The following is a 20,089-nucleotide window of genomic DNA, read 5'->3' on the forward strand; positions in this document are numbered from 1 at the left end:
AGGCCTTGGCGTGAGCGGAAACACGTCAATCCGATGCAGCCTCTCTTCCAGAGTCCGACAGACAGGCTGAAACAGCAGTTAAGAACGGACTGCTAATATGTGCCATGCAGAATTGGGGTGCAGCCGTGAAACCCCTTGTGAACGGGTGATCCGTGCGCTCACCACGCATTGGCACGATGAAGGAATGCTGCGAACTGTCAGACCGTGCGCAGCCGGGAAAAGGCCAGAATATCCGCAACAACCGGCGTCTCGACCCGCGTCTCGGCCGGCCGGGACCACTCCAAGCCCCCCTGCCTGGATCGCTTGTGACGATAGAGCGCCGCATCCGCACGCCGCATCAGCCCGGTCAGATCGCTGCCATCGCGTTTGCTGCTCGCAATGCCGACACTGACCCCAAGCGCCAGTTGATGCCCCCTCCACACATGCGGCCGCCGCAGCGCATCACAGATCCGCCGGGTCACTCCTTCCACCTGCTGTTCGCGGGTGACGGACAGCAAAATCGCAAACTCATCGCCACCGAGACGACAGATCGTGGCCGATGGCGGCACCGCCTCGCGCAGCCGGTCTGCAACGGCCTTCAGCACCTCGTCACCGGCCTCGTGGCCGAAATCGTCGTTCACCTGCTTGAAGCGGTCGAGATCGAGCAGGATCAGCGCCAGCATGCCATCGGTGCGCCCCTCCAGACAACGCAGTTCGAACTGCCAGCGCTCGGCCAGCGCCCGGCGGTTGGCAAGCTCGGTCAGCGGGTCCTCGTGCGCGACACGGCGCAGGGCATGCTCCACGGCCTTGCAGTGGGAAATATCCTCGAAGGTGGCAATGGCCACGCCTTCGCCACGGTCAATCGCCACCCGGTGCAGGGTCGAGACGATCGTGCCATCGGCACAGCGAAGATCCAGCTCCAGGGCTGCAGGCGAAGCGCCAGAAACCTCATCCTCGCGTGCAAGCGCCTGCCAGAGCGCCCGTGCCCGCTGACGGTGTTCCGGATTGGAGCAGGCCGCGGCAAGCCACTCATCGATGGAGGAAAAGCAGCCATTCAAGGCTCCGAAGCGCCCGATGAAGGCGGAATTGGCGGCGCGCACGGCAAGATCGGGAAGAGACGCCCAGAAAAGGGCCGTGGGCGTGAGATCGAGAACGGCATGGAGCTCGCGCCAACCCAACACAGCCTGCCTCTGCGCCTGCTCAACCACCCGCGTCATGCACCTCTCCATAGTGATCAGCCGCGGCTCGGGCGATTTTCCCCGTTCCTCCTGCGGCACACATGCCCCCGGTCAGGGGTCATGGGGTGAGGCAAAACCTGCCCGCCTGATGGTCCCGGTCCGAACGGATATGAAGCATCGATCCTGATATTGAATGTCAAAGCATCATGCGCCGCGTCACGCGGGCGTCACACTTCTGTATCGAACTGGAACGACTGCCGCTGCACGATTTTGGAGATACAGCGCAGGGCGCCGTTGCGGCTGGCGAGCTGGCTGAAACCATGCACGGGCACCACCGCGAAGCCCAACTCCTCCCACAGTGCCCGGTTGGCGGCATCATAGGCGTCGAGCGGCTCCACATCGGCAAACTGCGGCAGAAAGACCAGCGGGCGCTCGCCTCCCGGCCGCACCGCATTTTCCAGCACCAGATTGTTGTAGAGGCGCGGCAGGCGCTTGCCGCTGTCCGGCGTCACGCAAAAAGGCACCGGATTGCGCCTGACGGCAAAGCCCTGATCGGCAAGACGACGCGCGGAGGCATCGAGCTGACGGCCGATCTGCTCCACCATCGGACTCGTGCCGGCATCGGCCATCTGCGCCTCGGCGACGATCAACAGCGGCTGCCCCGCGTGCCGAAGCCCGGTCACCGTCACATACTGGTCGACATGGAAGCCGCATTGATAGACGCCCTTCAGCGAGCGCGGGTCTGGAACCGGCATCGCCGCACCGCCGAGATCGGAGGCACGATAGGCGAAGAGGTGCACGGGGCGCGGATCGAGCGACAGGAGGGCCGCCCCCGCCCCGCCATCGCCCGGCGGAAACGCCTCTCCGGCAATCGCCGAACGGCCGATGAGCCGGAAATCCGGCCCCACCAGCTGGTTGCCGCCATCGAGATCGACACCGGGATCGGCCACCTGCCAGCCGAGCGCGGCCGCGAGCGTCGGGCCGATGCGGGCGCCAGGACGGGCGAGAATTTTCCCCTGTTCATCGGCAGCCGTGGCGGGCGCCCGGACGTGAAACAGATCCTGCGTCCAGGGGCTCTGGCGGGCGCGGGCCGGCCCCTCCACCGGGATGATGCGCAGCGGACAGGCAAGCGGCAGGCTGCCGATCCAGGCTTCGGCGGACGCGCACGCATCCGGCTCGACCAGCACGAAAACCTCGATATCCGCGACCAAGGCCTGCAAAAGGTTGCCGATCGGCACCAGCGGACGATACCACTCCGAAGGCCGCGCCTCCAGAAAGACAGGCGGCACCGAGAAGGCGATGCGACGGATGAGGCCGCCGCAATCCGGCAGCAGACCGCCCTCCGGCAGTCCCGCGGCCTTCGACCCATCGCACACCTGCTCGACAATCATCGGGTCACCCATCTCAACGCTGCCCCGCAACGCGGACCGCGAGGCTGCGGAAGAACAGCGTGTTCTGGAACCGCCAGCCCGGCTGAGGCGCTGCAGAACATTCGTTCTGCAGCAGGGTCAGCAGCGCCAGCGCATCGGCCTGTTTCGGGCTGACGGCGCGTTCGGCAAGGACCTGCGCGACATCAGCCCCCTCGCCGGCGGCCAGCGCCACGGCGCGCCAGGTGCGGCGGGAGAAATGCAGCGCACGCGCCGCAGAGAGAAGCCGGGCGAGCCGTGCCGGTGCAAGATCCGGAGCGAGCGCCGCAAGCGTCGCCTCCGCATCCACCAGCGCCAGCGTCAGCGGCCGGTAATCGAGATCGGCCGGCGCATGGGAAAGCGCCACATCCGCATCGGACACGCGCAGACCATCGCGGTAGGCCTCGTAAATCCGGCCGACACCCTGCATGCCGAACAGGTCGCATTCGGCAGCGCGCAGCGCGCCCATGCTGGCCGCACCGTAGACAGCGACACCCTGCGACAGGGCAAAGAGGATTTCCTTGTGCCACACGGCAGCGCAATCGCCATAGAGCCCGTCGATCAGGCCGATCGCCCGCGCGCCCTGCTGCACGGCCTGCAAAAGATCGCCGCAGGCGGCGGGACCGCGCCAGACAAGACCGGGAAAGGCCGAAGGATCCAGCCCATGCACGGAGGGGCCGGCGAAGATCACGGTGTGCGGGATTTGCGTCATCGTCTCAGGAACCCGTCGAGCGTGGACAGCGACATGCGGTTCAGTCCGCCATGGGCGGCAGACAGCCCATCGGCCAGCACGCGCACCACATGAATATCGGGATCGCCGGTTTCCAGCGCAAAGACGTAGACATCCTCGACGCCATGGCGGAAGAGATGCGCGGCAAGGCGGTGCCAGAGCGGCCCCTCCCCCTCAAGGTCAAGCCGTTGAGGGCCGGCGCCGGAGAGGGTTGCGCTGACCGGCGGCGCCCGGCCAGCCAGATCGGGAAGATAGCGGTCCGGCGCCAGATCGTCGCGCGCGCCGCTGATATCGGTGAGGCGCGACTGGATGGCCTCGAGCAGCGCCGCCTCGGCGGCGGCCAGCGGATCGAACCGGCAGGCCATGCCGGCGGCATGGCGAAAGCCGGGACCGCTCGCCGACATCACCGGCCGCTCCAGGCTTGCCAGAATGACGGGTACGCCGTTCGACGCCGTGACATCGAGAAAGCGCGCCGCAAGACCCGCCGCCGACAGCGTGGCGATCAGCCCGTCGAGCGATAGACGGTGGCCGGCGGCCGGCGCCCAGGGGCGCAGACCGAGCGAGCGCGTCTCGAACGTATCGATGAGGATGCAGGCATCGTGCTCCACCAGTTCCAGCAGGGCATGCAGCACCACGCGGTCATGATCGAAGCCGGCGGCGAGCCCCTGCGAACTCATCTGGAACGCCTTGCGGTCCCAGGGAAAATCGGCGCGGAAATCCATGCCGACCAGTTCGAAAGGGGCGAGAACCGGGCCGCCATGGCGGGCGGAAACCCCGCGTACCCAGGCCCGCTCGCGGCCGGCCTCGAAATGATCGGGATTGACGCGGGCGAGCCGGTCGAGCGGAACCGTGCGCTCGCCGCGCGCCTGCAGGGCCGTCCAGCTGCCATGCGCGGCCACATGGCGCTGCGTCTCTTCTGCCACAGCGCCTTCGATGGCTTCCATCAGGGCGGAAAGCTGCGCCTGCCGCTCCGTCAGGCCCTTGCCCTGCGAAACGGAGAGGCCGCGCGAATTCGGCCGCACGGCAAACCAGACGGGCACGCCGATGATATCGAGCCCCGTGACATCACCGATGCGGGTGACCCCGAACCGGCGCAGCCGCGCCCGATCCCCCAGCAGCGCCGCACCCTTGTCGGGAGCGACCTGCCCGCCCTCGCAGCCGCCGGATGCGACGGCTGCGGCCTGCCCTGCCTGCTGCATGGATTACTGGATCGTGTTCGGCGCGTCGGACATGATGGCGTGATGCAGGCCACCCCGCGCAACAAGCCCTGCGGCAACAGTCTCCTGCCGGTCACCGGCAGGTGCATACACCTTCCGGTTCGTATCCCAGCCCTGCCCGACAATGTCACCGACGACAGCGATGTCCAAACCGGCCACCTCGCCCCCCAGCGCCGTCATCACATCATCCAAAGGCGTGCTGATGAAGCGATTGGAATCCCAACCATCGTTCAAAACGCCGCCGACCATCGCGATGTCCGCAGCAGCGCCCTCGGGCTGCAGGGCGGTCATGACATCATTGAGGGGGGTCTTGATGTGGCGATTGAGATCCCAGCCGTTTTCGACAACACCGCCAACCATGGCAATGTCGGCTTTCAACGGATGAGCCTGATTTGTGATATCGAAACCATCAGACGGCATGGTGATATCCCGGTTGAAGTCCCAGCCGTCATCGCCGACACCGCCCACCATGGCGATATCCGCCGGTTCCGCGCCGGGAGCCGCCTTGGTTGCACGACCGTTCTGAGGGCCGAGCGCCACCATCACATCATCCAGCGGCGTGGTAATGTCTCGATTGAAATCCCAGCCCTCGTCAGCCACGCCGCCAACCATGGCGATGTCGGCCTCCCGCACAGGCTCTCCTTGCGTCATGCGGGCTTCGAGAGCCTCCATCTCCGCCATGTCGACAAAACTGTCGGCCTCGCCATCGTTTTGCACCAGCATGGCCTTGGCCGCGGCCGCAACCCTGGCATAGCCATCAATGCCCGGATGCCCGGCCTCATAGGCAAGAATCGTCTCATGCGAAACGAGCGAGACGCGCAAAGGCTCGGTGCGCACGAACAACACGCCGGAGCCCCGCTTGCCGACGATGAAAAGCTGCGATTTGGACATGATGCTTCCCCTCTGGTTCGATCTCGGCGCCGGCGCTTGCAGCCTCGCCAAAATGCAACCATTGCTCAGGTTTTTCTGGTTGTACAGAGAGCTTTCGAAGTCAGACGAACAATTTTGCCGGATGTCGGCAAATGGCGCGTCCAGGAAGATCCACGGCCGCCATGGCGGCGACCGTGGTGTCGATTTTCACGCTATCAGACGGCGCTGTTCGGGCTGTCGGAGAGAATGGCATCGAACAGGTCACCACTTGCCGGCGCATCTGGCCCCAAAGCCGCGAGTGCGCCTTCAAGAGGTGAATTGACCATACGGTTTATCGTCCAACCCGAGTCGGTAACCTCTCCCAGGAAGGAGAAATCTACATCAGAAATGACCGCACCGCCTGCGACAAGGGCCTCAATTCCTGCTCTTTGCGCTTGATCGATGGCGCCCTCAGGCTGGCCGTCGCGGGAAGCAAGAAGCGCCTTGGCCGATGCGGCGACTTTTGCATAGCCGTCAACACCGGGATGCGCTTCTTCATACTTCAAGATGGTTTCATCAGAAACCATCGCGACGCGAAGCGGTGCAGTTCTAACGAACAGCACGCCCAAACCCCTTTTTCCAATTACGTACAGATGAGAAGTGCCCATAGTATCTCCTATTTTAGGCCTGCCAGTCGAAGCGCATGACAAAAACGTTCGTTCGCGTCGACATCTTGATCGGGAGACAACCCGCTAATTTGCTTGGCCGTCATGCCCGGATAGTTTTGTTGAAGCCGCTCGCCCGCGCTTTGGGCTTCCTCCAGATCTCCGCTCAAAGCGAGGCTCGCCGTTAATACACGCAAGGCGGGCTCGTCATTCTGCATGCGTCGACACAAACGGACCGACTCGGCATAATCCTCAAGCTTGAAGGCGATGCTGGCACCCGCCCACCAGTAAATATCCGGCGCAAGCGGATTGAGATCGATGGACTGCTGGAAGCGCAACCAAGCCGCACCCGACTGTCCGAAATGCGCCAGCGCATCGGCATGCTGCAGCAGCAGGTCCGCGGAATTTGGCGCAAGCGCCTCGGCTTCGAAAAACTTTTCGGCCGAGGTATCGAAATCGCGGCGATAGAGCGCCACCACCGCGCACATCCAGTGGCCGATGCCGGAGGCGGGGTCGAGATCGACGGCGGCTTCGGCCTCGGCCTTGGCGCGGTGCAGGAGATGCGGATCGCCGCCGCCCAGCATCAGCCATTCCAGCTGCAGCGTCTGGGCAATGCGGGCTCGCGCCACCGCCATGCCGGAATCCAGATCCACCGCCTTGCGGAATTCGGAGCGCGCCCGCCGCAGGATCGGCAGATCGCATTTGCCGCCCAGCATGTGCTGGCCGGCCAGCAGATGGCGATAGGCATCCGCCGCATGACTGCGCACGAGATCGATCTGCAGCCGCTCGATCTGTTCGGCAAGTGCTGCGGCAATCTGCTTCGACAGCAGGCGGAAGGCTGCGTGGGCATTGCCTTCGTCCAGCGCCACCTCCACCGACCAGAGAATTTCCGCGGTCGCATTCTCCACCAGCGTCAGGGAGAGGCGCGCCTCGTCCAGCAGCAGCGACTGCACCCGGTAATTCGCGCGCAGCGACTGGTAGAGCGCGCCGGTCTCATCCGCGGCGGCGGCAAAGCTGCTGTGCGGGGCAAGCACCGTGAACGTGCGATAGCGCACGAGGCTGTTGGCGACATCCTCGATGAAGGCACGGGCAAGCACCGGCACCAGCCCGCCGACCGACGCCACCGGCGGCAGAAAGGCAACGCGCGGCCGCGCCGTACGCGCCGGCTCCGGCTGAACCTCCGGCGACTCGGCCGGCGCGGCATGGCTTCTGAGGCGCCGCATCAGGGCAAGCGTCGCAGCCTCGGGCTGCACCCCGTCCAGCTTCAGCCGCTGATTCAGCTTGTCGAACATGCGCTCGGCGGCTGCCGCATCGCCTGCCCGCGCATAGGCAGAGATCACCATGCGGTAGGTCTCCTCCCGGTCGTCCTCCAGCCTGAGCGCGGTTTCGGCAAGAGCGGCGATATCGGCCAGCGGCCGGGCGCCGAACCGGGTCATATCCTCCAGCAGGCGGGCGGTCGCGGCAAAGAAGAGGTCCTTCAGGCGGGCCCGCTCGGCCAGCAGCCAGAGATGGAACTGTTCCTGATCGGCATCCACGCCCTGCAGCAACTCGCCGCCAATGCCGCGCAGCACCTTCAGCCGCAGCGCCACGTCGTCGGCACCGACGACATCGAGAAAGGCAGAGAGATCCGAGCGACGGGCCAGCGGCCCGGCGGCAAGCCCGCCGGGCGTCGCCTCGATCAGCGCCTCATCCCCCTCGGCAAAGGGCTGCAGGCGCGACAGCAACTGCCGGAGATTGCCGAGCGCCCGCTTCTGGTCCGCATCTTCCCACAGAAGCAGCGCCGCCGCCTGGCGGGTCAACACCCGGCCGGGCGCCAGAAGCAGGGCCGCCACCAGCACGAAACCCTTGGCCGGAAAGAAGCCGTCACGCTCCAGATGGCAGCGCGGGATCCCCAGAAGACTGATCGTGAAGCCCTGCTCATGCCCTGCCACGACTATTCCCTACCCTGCCCCCGGAGGTTGCAATAAAAATCAACTACCTGTCAGATTTGACGTCTGCGTGACGCTCTTTGTGCATGATTCTGAAACAATCTACAGCAAGGAAAACGACACGCGTCTAAATATTGCGTGACACTTCATGACAGATCGCGTGCACTTCAAGCATTCCTATATGAGTTTCCCCTTACGAACGGAGCCCTATCAGCGCGCCGACGATGTGGGTTATGCCATGACGGAACTGCTGTGGCACAATGGAAAGCCCTTTTATCCCGTCACCGCCCTTGCTGAAGCAAGATATGCTTGCGCAAGACTTGCGGAGGGACGCTTTGACGAGACTGATGAAGACAATATCGACCTGATCCTGCAGATGCGGCGGGCAACCGGCGGCTATTTTTTCGAGATCATCCTGCGCAACGACAAGGGCACCGCCTATGGCGGCTGGGCCTGGGGCCAGGAACTCAGTATCGGCGACGAGATCCATGATGGCTATCGCGTTCTGACCACCCACAATGGCAGGCACGCTTTCCGTTTTGCCTGGGATGCGACTACCGGCCGCTACCGCTGCCTGAACGAGTTGCCGGTCAGCAAAGGCGGAGGCAGCTGAGGGAGAGGCCGCCGCTCAACCGCGATCGAGGAGATAGCGAACAATCTGCCGCGCGCCCTCGTCCGGATCATGCCCGTTCGTTTCGATGCGCAGGTCGGGCGAAAGCGGCTTTTCATAGGGCGAATCAAGCCCGGTGAAATTGCGCAGCTCTCCTGCCGCTGCCTTGCGATAAAGCCCCTTCGGATCACGCCGCGCGCATTCCTCGATCGGCGTATCGACGAAGATCTCGATGAACTCTCCCGGCTCCATCAGGTCTCGCGCCATCTGCCGTTCCGCCGCGAAGGGCGAAATGAAAGCCGCCAGCACGATCAGCCCGGCATCGGTCATCAGCCGGGCCACCTCCGCCACGCGGCGAATGTTTTCCACCCGGTCCTCGGCCGTGAAACCAAGATCGCGGTTCAGGCCATGGCGCACATTGTCGCCATCGAGGAGATAGGTATGGCACCCCTCGGCATGCAGAAGCGCCTCCACCCGGTTCGCCAGTGTGGACTTGCCGGACCCGGACAGGCCGGTGAACCACAGCACGGCGGGCCGCTGTCCCTTCAGATGCGCACGATCCTGTTTCGTCAGGCTGGTGGCCTGCCAGTGGATGTTGGCCGCTCGCCGCAGCGGAAAATCGAGAAGGGCCACCCCCACCGGCTGACCCGAGACACGGTCGAGCAGCACCCCATTGCCGGTCGCCCGGCTGTCGCGCGAGGCATCGAAGGCGATCGGACGCGCCAGCGACAGATTGCACACCCCGATGCGGCCGGCCGGCAGCAGGCGGACAGCCTCATGCGAGAGGCTGTCATCGCTCATGGCGTAACGCAGCGCCGTCACGGTCGCGACAACCTCATCGCCTTGCGTCTGCAGCCGGTAACGCCGCCCCGGCAACAACGGCTCGGAATCCAGCCAGAGGATATGGGCCTGCACCTGATCCGCCACATGCGGGCGCGCATCAGGGCAAACCAGCAGACGCCCCTCTGCCACCTCGGCATCCAGAACCAGCGTCAAGGCCTCGCCCGCCGATGCCGATGCCTGCTCGCCGTCCTGGGCGCGAATGCCGGTCACCCGCGCCGCCTGACCGGTTTCTGCGACCACGACCGGATCGCCGAGCGCAATGCGCCCGCCAATCACCCGTCCGGTCACGGCCGCCGCCGTCCCGATCCTGAAGGAGGCGCCGCCCGCGGCAAAGCGAAACGGCGCTTCTGTCAACGAGGGCGCGAGGGGAGCCGCCTCGATTTCGTCCAGAAGCGTGCCGCCTGCAAACCACGGCATCCGGCCTGACTGCCGGACAAGATTGTCACCGGATGCGCTTGCCACGGGAATGGCCCTGATCCAGCGGAAACCGATCTGCGCCGCCGCCTGCTCATAGACCTCGACCATCGAGGTGAAGGTCCTTTGCGAAAAGTCCACCTGGTCCATGTGATCGATGACGAGGATGACCTGCGACGCGCCCTGAAGCGCGGCGGCGAAACTGTGCTGCAACACCGGCGAGACCAGTCCGTGACGGGCATCCACCACCATCAGCGCCAGATCGGCTGTCGGGCTGCCCGCAAGGTTACCCCCGGCCGCGGTCATCGCGCGTGACACATCCACCGGTTCAAAACCGCGATGAGCCGTGACAGGACAAGGCCCCGTCGAGGCGCCCGCTTGGGTTCCCGGGACCTGCATCAACGCCAGCAGCCTGTCGATGAGAGCGCCTGTCCCGGCAGGTGCAGATCCACCGACCAGCAGGCGGCGCAAGGATTTCGTTGGAAACGCGAGAGCGGCCTTTTCCGTCGTCATGTCCAGAGCCCCATCCGCTGCCATCCTAACTGTCCTTCCACTGCCGGCCGCCTACAGGGCAGCCAGGCCTTCAGAAAATGCCGACTGGCCCCGTGCCGGTAGTCTGACGGGGCGAGGGCCACATGTACGAATCTCTGCTCAGCTCGACAACAGGTCGAACGCGATCCCGCGCCTCGCAAGCTCGGCGGCGACATGTTGCGGCGGCGCGAGGTCGTCAATCAAGAGATCGAGCACAGGAACAAGCGCCTCTCGACGCTTCAGGCTGCGGGCGACATCGTGACCGCAGCCATGAATCAAAAAGACGGACACTGGATGCGTTGCACCGGCAAGGATCGCCTCGGCATGGCGCACATCGTCGCCGACGTCACTGCCACAGAAGATCATGTGGTCAAGATCCTGCGCCTCGGGACAGGGGCCGTGAGGCAGGCAAGTCTCGAACCGCCAGTTGTCTATTTCCGCAATCTGATCCTGCCAACGCCGCTCCCAGGGGCAATGATCAGGGTGCACGGAATACTGGGGACAGAAGGCAATGGAACGTCGGATCCCGGGCAATACAAGACTGAACAGGATGGCTGCGAAGCCCCCCATGCTGTTGCCCAGCGTGACGACAGCCCGGCCGTCCTGCATCGCCAGAAACGGAGCGAGACATGCCGGATCCACGCTGTTATACCAGAGTGCCGGCCGTTCCCGAACGAAGGCCACGTGGCGCCGGGCTTCCTCGACATTCTCATCCGAGGTGAGCGTTTTCGCAAACTCCCACACCTCGATGCCACCCAAAATGGACTGAATGCCGGCAAAGGCAATGACGGCCCGCCTGACGTCAGGACTCCCGGGCAGAACATAAACTGTTTCCATGTCAGTTTGATCGGTTGCGTCCAGAATGCACCTCCAATACAACCAGAAATAACATCATCGCACGCATAATGACATCAATAATGAACGCACTCTTGCAGGCCTTCTTCGTCCCGCCTTCTGCACAGCAGGCATACCGGGGCATGAGTTCGGCGAAACGCGTTGAAACTTCGCAGAATGCTTCACGTCAAGGAGGTGATGACGTTTCACCCACCTCGCATGACGCTCTGCCGAAACGAGCTTGCGTGAACCTGCTTGCGGTCTGATTTGCGAATGCATTGAAAGGGGACACATGGCTGATATTCTGATCACTGGTTTTCCAAGATCGGGCACGACACTGGTCGCATCGCTCCTGAACACACAGCCGGATGTGATTGCGCTGGCAGAGCCCTTCGCGCTGCCGCAGGGACAGGATAGAGAGGGAGCTGTCGAACATATCCGTGCGCTGATGCACGACTATCGTTCGCAGGCCCTGGCCGGCTCGCCGCTGGTGACAAAGCATATGGGCGGCAGGATTCCGGACAACTGGGTGGAACCGCCCAAGGAAAACGGAGGCCTGCGGCGCGTTCTGGAAGAGCGGGGCGCCCTGCTGTTCGACAAGCCGCTGACCGACGACTTCACGCTGGTCGCGAAGCATCCCGCCGAATTCACGGCACTCGCGGATTTGCTGGTGGATCACTTTCCGCTTTATGCGGTGGTGCGCGATCCGCTTGCGGTGATGGCGGCCTGGCAGACGGTCGACATGCCCATCAACCGTGGCAGGATGCCGATGCTGGAGCGCCTCGCGCCCACCGACTGGCGCGTGCAGCTGGATGCGATCGAAGAGCCGCTGGAGCGCCAGGTGAAGCTCCTCTCCCTGCAGCTGCAGACGTATCTGTCGCTGCCGAAGGGTCGCCTTCTGCGCTACGAGGATCTGATCGCCAACCCGCGCGCGACGCTTGCTCCGATCTGCCCGGGCCGATCAGCCTATCCCGAACAATCCGCATTCGATCCTGTGCAGCGCTATGTCGGGGTGGATTTTTCGGCACTGGCGAAACGGCTGATGCCGCTTCTGCCGATGATCGAGGAAATCTATCCGGATTTCGCGCGCCGATGGGAAGCCTATCTGCCGGCGAGGACGGTGGTCCCCGTAGCGGAAGGCAGCCTAACCCGGCAGATGCCCATTCCCGTAGCGCCCCATACCACCGATCCCCCCAGGGTCTTTGTCATGGGCGCCTACATCCCCGCTGGCGGAACACGCATGGCCTATGAAATCGGGCACGTGGCAAGCGAGGACATGGGATTTGCGTGCTATGCCGTAAAATGGGGGCATGAAAGCCCAGAACAATCATTTTTCGATTATCCTGCGTCATTTGCTTCGGTTGATCGCGCAGAACTGGCCGGGCTGCTGCGCCCCCAGGATCTGCTTGTGTGCAACCCTTCCTTTTCAAACGGATCGGTGGGCCTCACCCATCATTGCCGCAAGCTGATGTATGTGCAGGGTTTCAACACCTTCTCGACGCTCGACTGCTGGTTCGACCGGCATGTGGCGGTCGGCAGTTTCGTTCAGGATTTTCTCGCCAACATCTATGGGGTGGAGGCGCCGGTCATTGCGCCGTTTGTATCCACCCGGGGACTGACTCCCACAGACTGGTGGAACAGGGAACCGAACTCGATATGGCTTTATCTCAAGGGCGAGGGCGGGTTGCAGATCGCGCTCGTTGCGCGGTTGCGTGAGGAACTTCGACGCATCGATCCGGCAGCCGAGGCAGCCATCGACTGGGAAGGCTCGATCCTGCGCGCCGGCGAATACAGACAGCACGACCTGCTCCGAAAACTCGGGGAGCGCCAGCACCTGGTGAGCCTGTCGATTTGCGAGGGCTTTGGCCTTGTGCCTCTCGAGGCCATGGCGCTTGGCACCATGGTTCTTGGTTTTGACGGATTTGGCGGCCGGGACTATGTGCGATCCGGTGCGAATTGCAGAGTCCAGCCCTACCCGAATCTGGCAGGCATCGCCCAGGATCTTGTACACTGCCTCCGGCACCCGGAATCCACCGCGACCATTGCCTCCCGCGGGCCGGCCACCGCCGCCCGCTATTCTCAAGAACGATTTCGAGAGAGCTGGAGACGGGAACTGGCACTGATGCTCGGCAGGTAAGGACCAGCCTCAAGGCACCATCCAGAGTTTGCCACGGAAACGTGGGCTCCTGTAGACCGAAAGAACAAACACAAACAGTTCAAGCAAGCGTCTGTCGGCGTCAATATGGACCGGACAGACGCTGTTCAACGCCACGTCACGTCACGCCACTTTCGCAGGCTTGCGGTCCGCCGCAGCCGAGACCTTGAAGCGGGAAACCAGTTCGAACAGCTTGGCGGCCTCCTGTGCCAGGTTCTGCGATGCCGCATTGCCCCCATGGAGGCCGCGCTGCATTGCGCGCCCTGATCCAGAGCATTGATGGCGGCGGAGACCTCGTTGATGCCGCGATCCTTTTCGTGGCTGGCCGTTGCGATGGCCGCCACGTTCTGGTCCACGATCTGCACCTGTTCGACGATCTGGCAGAGCACATGCCCGGTCTTCTGAACCAGAGTGACGCCCTGTCCCACGCTTGTCGAGGACTTCGCGATCAGCGCCTTGATTTCCTTTGCGGCAGAGGCCGAACGCTGGGCAAGTTCGCGCACTTCCTGCGCAACAACCGCCCCCTTGCCAGCTTCCCCGGCACGCGCCGCCTCAACCCCATCCCACAAGCCTCTCGCCATTGGTTGGGCTCAAAAGTTATCAAGCAGAAATTTTTAACTTAAGGTTGCACTGGAAAAAGCATCACGTTCCCTCTCCGGCTTCCGAGGCAGAGCACAGACAGGCGGAGTGCCCGTGTCTTGGTCCGGACAAGGGATACGCCACTCCAGGGCTTGGATGCGAAGGTGACATCTCACGAAACAAGACGACAGCGCGAAACATCGATACGCATGACGACGCTCAGAACGCGTGAACCAGTCGCGCCGGAACACGAACCGATCAAAATTTACGTATTGAATACGTCACAACACACAAAGAAACGCACAATGAAAATATAAAATTGAGATATAATAGATATTCAAAATAATATCATGATTTTAAATAAAAAATTAAATGATATTACGATAAATTAAATGATAAATTCCATTCAAAGCACCAAAACACATCCATATCGACTGAATTTACCACACATTAAATTATTCGAATATACGCTGGCTCATTAGGCGCTTTCCAGGTCCGGATACATGACGGACGGGCAAGCCGCCGCCCTTGCGCCGCGGAGCGAATATGTCGAACTTTCTGGACTTCAAGAAGTCATCTCGGTCAGCCACTGCCACGGCGGCCATCCGTCATCTCGCAAGCGTTGTGGACAAAGGCGATCTCTCGGCGCGGGCCGACCTCTCGCAGGCCACGGGCGAAGCGCAGGAGATCCTCGCAGCCGTCAATGACCTCCTGGACAAGGCGTTGCGGCCCGTCGCGGTCATGAACGGGCAGATCGGCCGGATGGCGGCAGAGCATGACAATGGCGACATTGACGTGCGCATCCCGGTCACCGAGTTCCGGGGCGACCTCGCCGACATGGCGCAGGGCATCAACGCCATGGTGGCCGGTCACATAACGGTCAAGAAAAAGGCCATGGCCTGTGTAAAGGAATTCAGCGACGGGAATTTCGAGGCAAGCCTCGAGCCATTCCCCGGCAAGAAGGCCTTCATCAACGACACGATCGAGACGCTGCGGCGAAACATGAAGGGGCTGATTGTCGAGATGAACCGGATGTCGGCGGAACACGACCGCGGCGACATCGACGTCTTCGTGCCCATCGACAAGTTCAAGGGTGACTTTGCAACGGTTGCGCAGGGCATCAATACCATGGTGGCGGGCCATATTGCGGTCAAGAAGAAGGCCATGGCCTGCGTGAAGGAATTCGCCGACGGCAATTTCGAAGCCAAGCTGGAGCCGTTCCCGGGCAAGAAGGCCTTCATCAACGAGACGATCGAAACCCTGCGCGGCAATCTCCAGGGCCTCATTGCCGAAATGAACCGGATGTCGGCGGAACATGACCGTGGGGACATCGATGTCTTCGTTCCCGTCGACAAGTTCAGCGGCGATTTCGCGTCGATGGCGCGCGGTGTCAACGCCATGGTGGCCGGCCATATCGCGGTCAAGAAGAAGGCCATGGCCTGCGTGAAGGAATTCGGCGAAGGGAATTTCGAAGCGAGCCTTGAGCAGTTTCCCGGAAAGAAGGCCTTCATCAACGAGACGATCGAGACGCTGCGCCGCAACCTGCGCGCCATCATCGCGGAAATCCAGCGCCTCATCGAAGCCTCCACCGCCGGACGCCTCAGCGAGCGCGGCGATGCGGGCCGCTTCGTCGGCGATTTCGGCAAGCTGGTCTCGGGAATCAACGGCATGCTCGATGCCATTCTTCTGCCGATTGCGGAAGGAAACCGGGTGCTGGCCCTGGTCAGCAACGGGGACCTGACCGAACGTGTCACGATTGCCTGCGAAGGCGATCACCAGCGCATGAAGAATGCGATCAATGATCTCGTGGAAAACCTCGCCAAGTTTGCGCTTGAGGTGAACAGCGCTTCGTCCCAGGTGGCTGGTGGAAGCCAGGATCTGGCGGCAAGTTCGGAACAGATGAGCCAGGGGGCTTCCGAGCAGGCGGCAGCGACGGAGGAAGCCTCGGCCTCGATGGAGCAGATGGCGGCCAACATCAAGCAGAACGCCGACAACGCATCGCAGACCGAAAAAATCGCCCGTCAGTCCGCCAAGAATGCGGAACGTTCCGGAGACGCCGTGCGCAAGGCAGTGGAGGCAATGCAGACGATTGCCGAGCGCATTTCCATCGTGCAGGAAATCGCACGTCAGACCGACCTGCTGGCCCTCAACGCCGCTGTGGAGGCTGCACGGGCCGGCGAACATGGCCGCGGCTTCGCGGTTGTCGCGTCCGAAGTGCGCAAGCTTGCCGAACGCAGCCAGACAGCAGCTGCCGAAATCGGTTCCGTTTCGTCCGAAACGGTCCGCGCCGCCAAGGAGGCCGGCGAAATGCTGGCAGCGCTCGTGCCGGATATCCGCAAAACCGCGGAACTCGTCTCTGAGATCACGGCCGCCTGCCGTGAACAGGATGTGGGGGCCGAGCAGATCAACCAGGCCATCCAGCAGCTCGACACCGTAACCCAGCAGAATGCCGCAGCATCGGAAAAGGTGAACGCAACCTCGGAAGAACTGGCAAGCCAGGCCGAACAGCTGCTGACCTCCATCGCATTCTTCCGCACCGCCCGCGAAGGCACCCGGGCGCAATACACCGCCGCAACGCAGGCGGGCCGATCCGAACAGGGCCCGCGTCGCCCGGCCCAGAAGCCCGCAGGCCGCTCCGGCAGGGATTCCGCCGCATCATCGGTCGGCCAGCAGCAAGCCCGCGTCCGCGGCTTCGCCCTCGAACTCGGCGGCCCCGACGAGGACGACCGGCATTTCGGGTGAGGATGGTGAAGGTGCCGTCATCGCACGAGGTGCGGGGCGGCATCGCTTTCTTTTCGATGAGACACTGACAACCGGACGGCGTGCGCGGACGCCTTGAGCGCATCTCGGGAGACATCGCCCCTTCATTGTCCTTCACGGCCGATTGTCCGCATGTTGCACAAGCAGCTTTCGCGGATGGCGGCATCTGCACTGCATGCGGCAATCATCGCGCACAACGGTTTCTTGCCTTGGCACATGGTTCTGGATATTGGGCTTCCTCAAAGAGGACACCCCTGCGATGTGCCACAAAGCCAAATACCAGTTTGCATTGATCGCGCTTGCTGGCGCCATCCTGCTGTTCCTCAGGAACCCTGACCCGATGCTGGTGCCAAGTCTGTATGGCGAGGATGCTCCCTGGAGCTCGGGCATTCTCTCGGGGAACATGACCGCAGCCTATTTGCGGACCCGAGCGGATTACCTCACCATCGGCCAAAGCCTGCTCTTGCACCTGGCTGTCGTTCTGAACACGGCTTCTTTCGGGGACAGCATCGCTCATCTGCCACAAATCATCGCCGGCCTCTCCTACCTGTTATGGTCATCGACCGCCGCGCTGGGCTTCTTGGCGTTCAGGCCGTGGATCAGAACGGAATGGCGGCTGGCCATTGCGGCAGCCATCCTTCTGATGCCCCTGGGTCACCATACCAACGAGGTGCTCGGCCGCGCGCTCAATCTTGGCTTCATGTTCTTCCCGATCTCGGTATTCCTGCTGGCGTTGAGGACGCAGCTGACATCGACCCGAAGCCGGATCATGACGGATATCTTGCTCTATATCTGCTGCTGCACGAACCCGCTGGCAATTATTGTGGTGGGTCTGCATGCCGCAGCATCTGCTGTGCGACGTCAATTTGCACAAAGAGTGGTGCCCGTGCGTGACATCCTCATGGGGTCTGCAATCGGGCTGCTCTGTCTGTTCTATGTGATCCGTTTCGGATCGGCGCCCCCCATAGATCGCGGTGAACTCCAAGCAGCGCGATTGGTCGAGGCTCTGGTCGCGCGATCCATTCTGTACCCATTTGTCTTCCCGTTTTATTCGGCTCTGTCGGATACCGTCTCCCTCCTTCTGCTTGCAGCCCTCGGCGCAGTGATTGTGATCGCCTTTCGTGCGTCGGACGAAAGACAGAAACGTTTCGGAACAGGCATCCTGGCAGCAGCAGCAGTGGTTATCATGGGAACCATCGTTACCCGCTACAATCTGACCACGCTGCTGCAGGGATACTCGACGACTTTTCCCGACCGCTATTTCTACGCACAGAACATCATGACCTGCGTGGTACTGGCCTGGGCTGGATCCAATCTTCCCGCGAAGACGGCGAAAGCGGCGCTGATCATCCTCTGCGGCGTCTATATGTCCGCCACGCCGAATCTGTTTGAGTGGCGCGAACCACAGATGGCAATCGCAACCTCAGGCTCACTTCGTGAAAGTGCCAAACAGGTCTGGGATACCGCCAGTTCGCCTCATCCGACACAGATCATCCATATACCCACCTATCCCGAGAGATGGTCGATGGGGACACCGGCCTACATCGTCGAAGCGACCGCCACGGATTCCTACAGAAGCAAGATCGCCCGACCACAACAGTTGACGGGAACCGGAAAGGCCGCCATTGGCGCTTTCCTCATCGCGCTTCTTCTGGTTTTTCTGGTTGTTGCCATCCCAGGGAAATGGGCCAGGCACGACTGAGCAGCGCCGGGTTTGCCGGCGACGTCAACTCGTAAGACGTAGGGTCTCAGGTCAACCGAAGTGTTCAAGGCCCTTAACGGTCAACACGACAGGCCTTCGTTGCCGTGCCGCGCGCCAGCGACCGCCTCTATGCCCTCGCCATGGCAGCCGATGTGACGGCCATCCTCTATGGATCGACGGGGCTGGACGCGCTTGCGGGCATCTCCGTCGATCTCCTCATCTGTGCCAATGCCTTCGTGTTCGTGCCGGCATGGGTCCGGCAACAGGCACGCTATGCGATCGGGTTTCATCCGTCGCTCCTGCCGCTCTATCGGGGAAAGACATCCGTTGCCGACGCGATCGCAGCCGGCGAGCGCATCACCGGCGGCACCGTCTACCACCTGACCGACGAGATGGACGCCGGCCCGGTTGCGTTTCAGGACGGGTGCTTCATCCATAACGGCGAGCAGGCGCCGGATCTTTGGCGGCAGGCACTGGCACCGATGGGACTGGAACTGCTGATCAGGGCGGCCGACCATCTTGCCGCCTATGGCTTCATCCCGGCAGAGGAACAGGCCATCCTTTGAAGGGTGTTTGAAGGGGCTTTGAGACGGCTTCGAGGCCCCTTCGATAGTGATCCTGGAATTCGACGCATGCCGTTCGCTCAGCATAACCCATGCTCATGATGTCTCAATGAGACCGTCTAACGCAGCGTCGCGCCGGCACCAAAACAACGACCGAAACTGTTAATCCGGCACGGAATGCAAAACCTGTTTTCACCTCAAAGAATCTTCTATAGCCATCGCTCGCAGAGAGAATTGGGGGCATCATGCGAGTTTTTGCTATTTTTTCGTTGTTGATACTGGCTGGCTGCACAGAAACGTCGACCATGCGGATGTCATCGAATGAACTGATCATCAACACCAGTGCCGAACCCATATGCGGTGGGACGGGAGCGGCGAAAGTCGCTCAACAGATGGCAGCAGTTGAGACGCTCCGGAACGGCTTTGACAGCTACATCATCATGGCGGCCGACCAGCAAAATAATGTTTCGGTCGTCCAGACGCCTGGCAGCTACACAACCTACGGGCATGTGAATAGGTACGGGAACTACAACTCCTTTAGCGCCAACACCTATTACACGCCGGGGATGACATACACGACCGGAAGCCATGACCAGCAGCTTGCTATTCGCATGTTTCGGCGCGGAGAACCCGGAAGCGCCCGTGCCATTCCCGCGAAGGACGTATTAGGACCCAAGTGGGCATCGAAGGTCAAGACGGGTGTGGCGACCTGCGTTGATGATTGAGATCGCGGCGGAACTTTAGTGGCGGTTGCCGGCGCCGACGTCGCGGAATCTGGAGGGCAAAGTGACCTGCACCGGGTCACCTACGGCTTCATTCAGGCAGGAGAAGAGGCCGCTCCTTGAAAGACTCCAAGGGGCGTGATGCCCCTTCTCTACTGTCCAGAGGGCAACTATCGCGCTACCTTTCTGCCATTGGTTTGGGTGAAAGAGTCCGCCAATGAATGACCTCTGGCAGATCCTTGCAGAACTGGAAGCGGCGAAGACCCACGCAGAAAAGGCCGGACAACCGCTCTTAGCCTACCTTATTGCAATGGCTATCGCTGAGGCGGAAGAGCGGTCGCGCAAGCCAGAGATCACTATAAATCGCCGGATATGGGTATTCAAATTAGCTTGCATTGTGATAGATGGCCTGCTGCCGGTTTTT

Annotated in this window: 16 protein-coding genes and 3 pseudogenes; 8 read left to right on the forward strand and 11 right to left on the reverse strand. The window is 62.2% G+C overall.

The features are described from left to right. Nucleotides 1–197: 197 nt before the first annotated feature. The 7 genes from FNA46_RS23675 to FNA46_RS23705 all read right to left on the reverse strand — a co-directional run bounded on the left by FNA46_RS23675 (nt 198) and on the right by FNA46_RS23705 (nt 7,955). Complete coding sequence (locus tag FNA46_RS23675) at nt 198–1,196, reverse strand: GGDEF domain-containing protein (protein WP_185969975.1); 999 nt, start codon at nt 1,194–1,196, stop codon at nt 198–200. Between the two features lie 188 nt (nt 1,197–1,384). Further along, nucleotides 1,385–2,560, reverse strand: coding sequence for a hypothetical protein (locus FNA46_RS23680; RefSeq protein ID WP_143127687.1), 1,176 nt, complete (start codon nt 2,558–2,560; stop codon nt 1,385–1,387). 1 nt (nt 2,561) lies between these two features. Next, complete coding sequence (locus FNA46_RS23685; RefSeq protein WP_143127688.1) at nt 2,562–3,275, reverse strand: TfuA-like protein; 714 nt, start codon at nt 3,273–3,275, stop codon at nt 2,562–2,564. Next, complete coding sequence (locus FNA46_RS23690) at nt 3,272–4,492, reverse strand: YcaO-like family protein (protein WP_143127689.1); 1,221 nt, start codon at nt 4,490–4,492, stop codon at nt 3,272–3,274. The genes FNA46_RS23685 and FNA46_RS23690 overlap by 4 nt, the downstream gene beginning before the upstream one ends. Nucleotides 4,493–4,495: 3 nt before the next feature. Then, nucleotides 4,496–5,401, reverse strand: a complete 906-nt coding sequence (locus FNA46_RS23695) for a hypothetical protein (RefSeq protein ID WP_143127690.1) — start codon at nt 5,399–5,401, stop codon at nt 4,496–4,498. A 194-nt stretch (nt 5,402–5,595) separates the two neighbouring features. Continuing rightward, nucleotides 5,596–6,027 (reverse strand): hypothetical protein, encoded by a 432-nt coding sequence (locus FNA46_RS23700; RefSeq protein WP_143127691.1) that lies wholly within the window; start codon nt 6,025–6,027, stop codon nt 5,596–5,598. A gap of 8 nt (nt 6,028–6,035) precedes the next feature. Then, a complete protein-coding gene (locus tag FNA46_RS23705) occupies nt 6,036–7,955 on the reverse strand; it encodes an AfsR/SARP family transcriptional regulator (RefSeq protein WP_143127692.1) in 1,920 nt (639 codons plus the stop codon). A gap of 145 nt (nt 7,956–8,100) precedes the next feature. Between FNA46_RS23705 and FNA46_RS23710 the strand changes: the two genes are divergently transcribed. Continuing rightward, on the forward strand, nt 8,101–8,565 hold the full coding sequence (locus FNA46_RS23710) for a hypothetical protein (protein ID WP_143127693.1): 465 nt from the start codon (nt 8,101–8,103) through the stop codon (nt 8,563–8,565). A gap of 15 nt (nt 8,566–8,580) precedes the next feature. Here the strand turns inward: FNA46_RS23710 and cysC are convergent, their stop codons facing one another. Together cysC and FNA46_RS23720 are read right to left on the reverse strand one after the other, a co-directional pair. Continuing rightward, nucleotides 8,581–10,125, reverse strand: a complete 1,545-nt coding sequence (cysC, locus tag FNA46_RS23715; protein WP_185969976.1) for an adenylyl-sulfate kinase — start codon at nt 10,123–10,125, stop codon at nt 8,581–8,583. A gap of 345 nt (nt 10,126–10,470) precedes the next feature. Continuing rightward, nucleotides 10,471–11,187 (reverse strand): alpha/beta fold hydrolase, encoded by a 717-nt coding sequence (locus FNA46_RS23720; protein WP_143127695.1) that lies wholly within the window; start codon nt 11,185–11,187, stop codon nt 10,471–10,473. A 289-nt stretch (nt 11,188–11,476) separates the two neighbouring features. Between FNA46_RS23720 and FNA46_RS23725 the strand changes: the two genes are divergently transcribed. Beyond that, the gene (locus FNA46_RS23725; protein ID WP_143127696.1) at nt 11,477–13,321 is read left to right on the forward strand and encodes a sulfotransferase; all 1,845 of its coding nucleotides are present in this window, start codon (nt 11,477–11,479) and stop codon (nt 13,319–13,321) included. Between the two features lie 141 nt (nt 13,322–13,462). Here the strand turns inward: FNA46_RS23725 and FNA46_RS26595 are convergent, their stop codons facing one another. Further along, on the reverse strand, nt 13,463–13,594 hold the full coding sequence (locus FNA46_RS26595) for a hypothetical protein (RefSeq protein ID WP_281288984.1): 132 nt from the start codon (nt 13,592–13,594) through the stop codon (nt 13,463–13,465). 68 nt (nt 13,595–13,662) lie between these two features. Then, nucleotides 13,663–13,920, reverse strand: a pseudogene (locus tag FNA46_RS26480) (methyl-accepting chemotaxis protein); the annotation flags it as partial. 856 nt (nt 13,921–14,776) lie between these two features. Between FNA46_RS26480 and FNA46_RS26685 the strand changes: the two are divergent. From FNA46_RS26685 to FNA46_RS23755, 6 genes and pseudogenes are all read left to right on the forward strand, one after another. Beyond that, a pseudogene (locus FNA46_RS26685) lies at nt 14,777–14,914 on the forward strand (hypothetical protein); the annotation flags it as partial. A gap of 6 nt (nt 14,915–14,920) precedes the next feature. Then, nucleotides 14,921–16,454, forward strand: a pseudogene (locus FNA46_RS23735) (methyl-accepting chemotaxis protein); the annotation flags it as partial. A gap of 483 nt (nt 16,455–16,937) precedes the next feature. Then, nucleotides 16,938–18,380 carry a hypothetical protein gene (locus FNA46_RS23740; protein ID WP_143127699.1) on the forward strand — a complete coding sequence of 481 codons (1,443 nt, stop codon included), beginning with the start codon at nt 16,938–16,940 and terminating at the stop codon, nt 18,378–18,380. 104 nt (nt 18,381–18,484) lie between these two features. Further along, complete coding sequence (locus FNA46_RS23745; protein ID WP_143127700.1) at nt 18,485–18,946, forward strand: formyltransferase family protein; 462 nt, start codon at nt 18,485–18,487, stop codon at nt 18,944–18,946. Nucleotides 18,947–19,188: 242 nt separating this feature from the next. Beyond that, nucleotides 19,189–19,668 carry a hypothetical protein gene (locus tag FNA46_RS23750; protein ID WP_143127701.1) on the forward strand — a complete coding sequence of 160 codons (480 nt, stop codon included), beginning with the start codon at nt 19,189–19,191 and terminating at the stop codon, nt 19,666–19,668. A gap of 214 nt (nt 19,669–19,882) precedes the next feature. After that, a partial coding sequence (locus tag FNA46_RS23755) for a hypothetical protein (protein ID WP_143127702.1) occupies nt 19,883–20,089 on the forward strand: 207 nt, incomplete at its 3' end.

Source organism: Affinirhizobium straminoryzae, from assembly GCF_007004135.1.
In the GTDB taxonomy this organism is placed as follows: Bacteria; Pseudomonadota; Alphaproteobacteria; order Rhizobiales; family Rhizobiaceae; genus Neorhizobium; species Neorhizobium straminoryzae.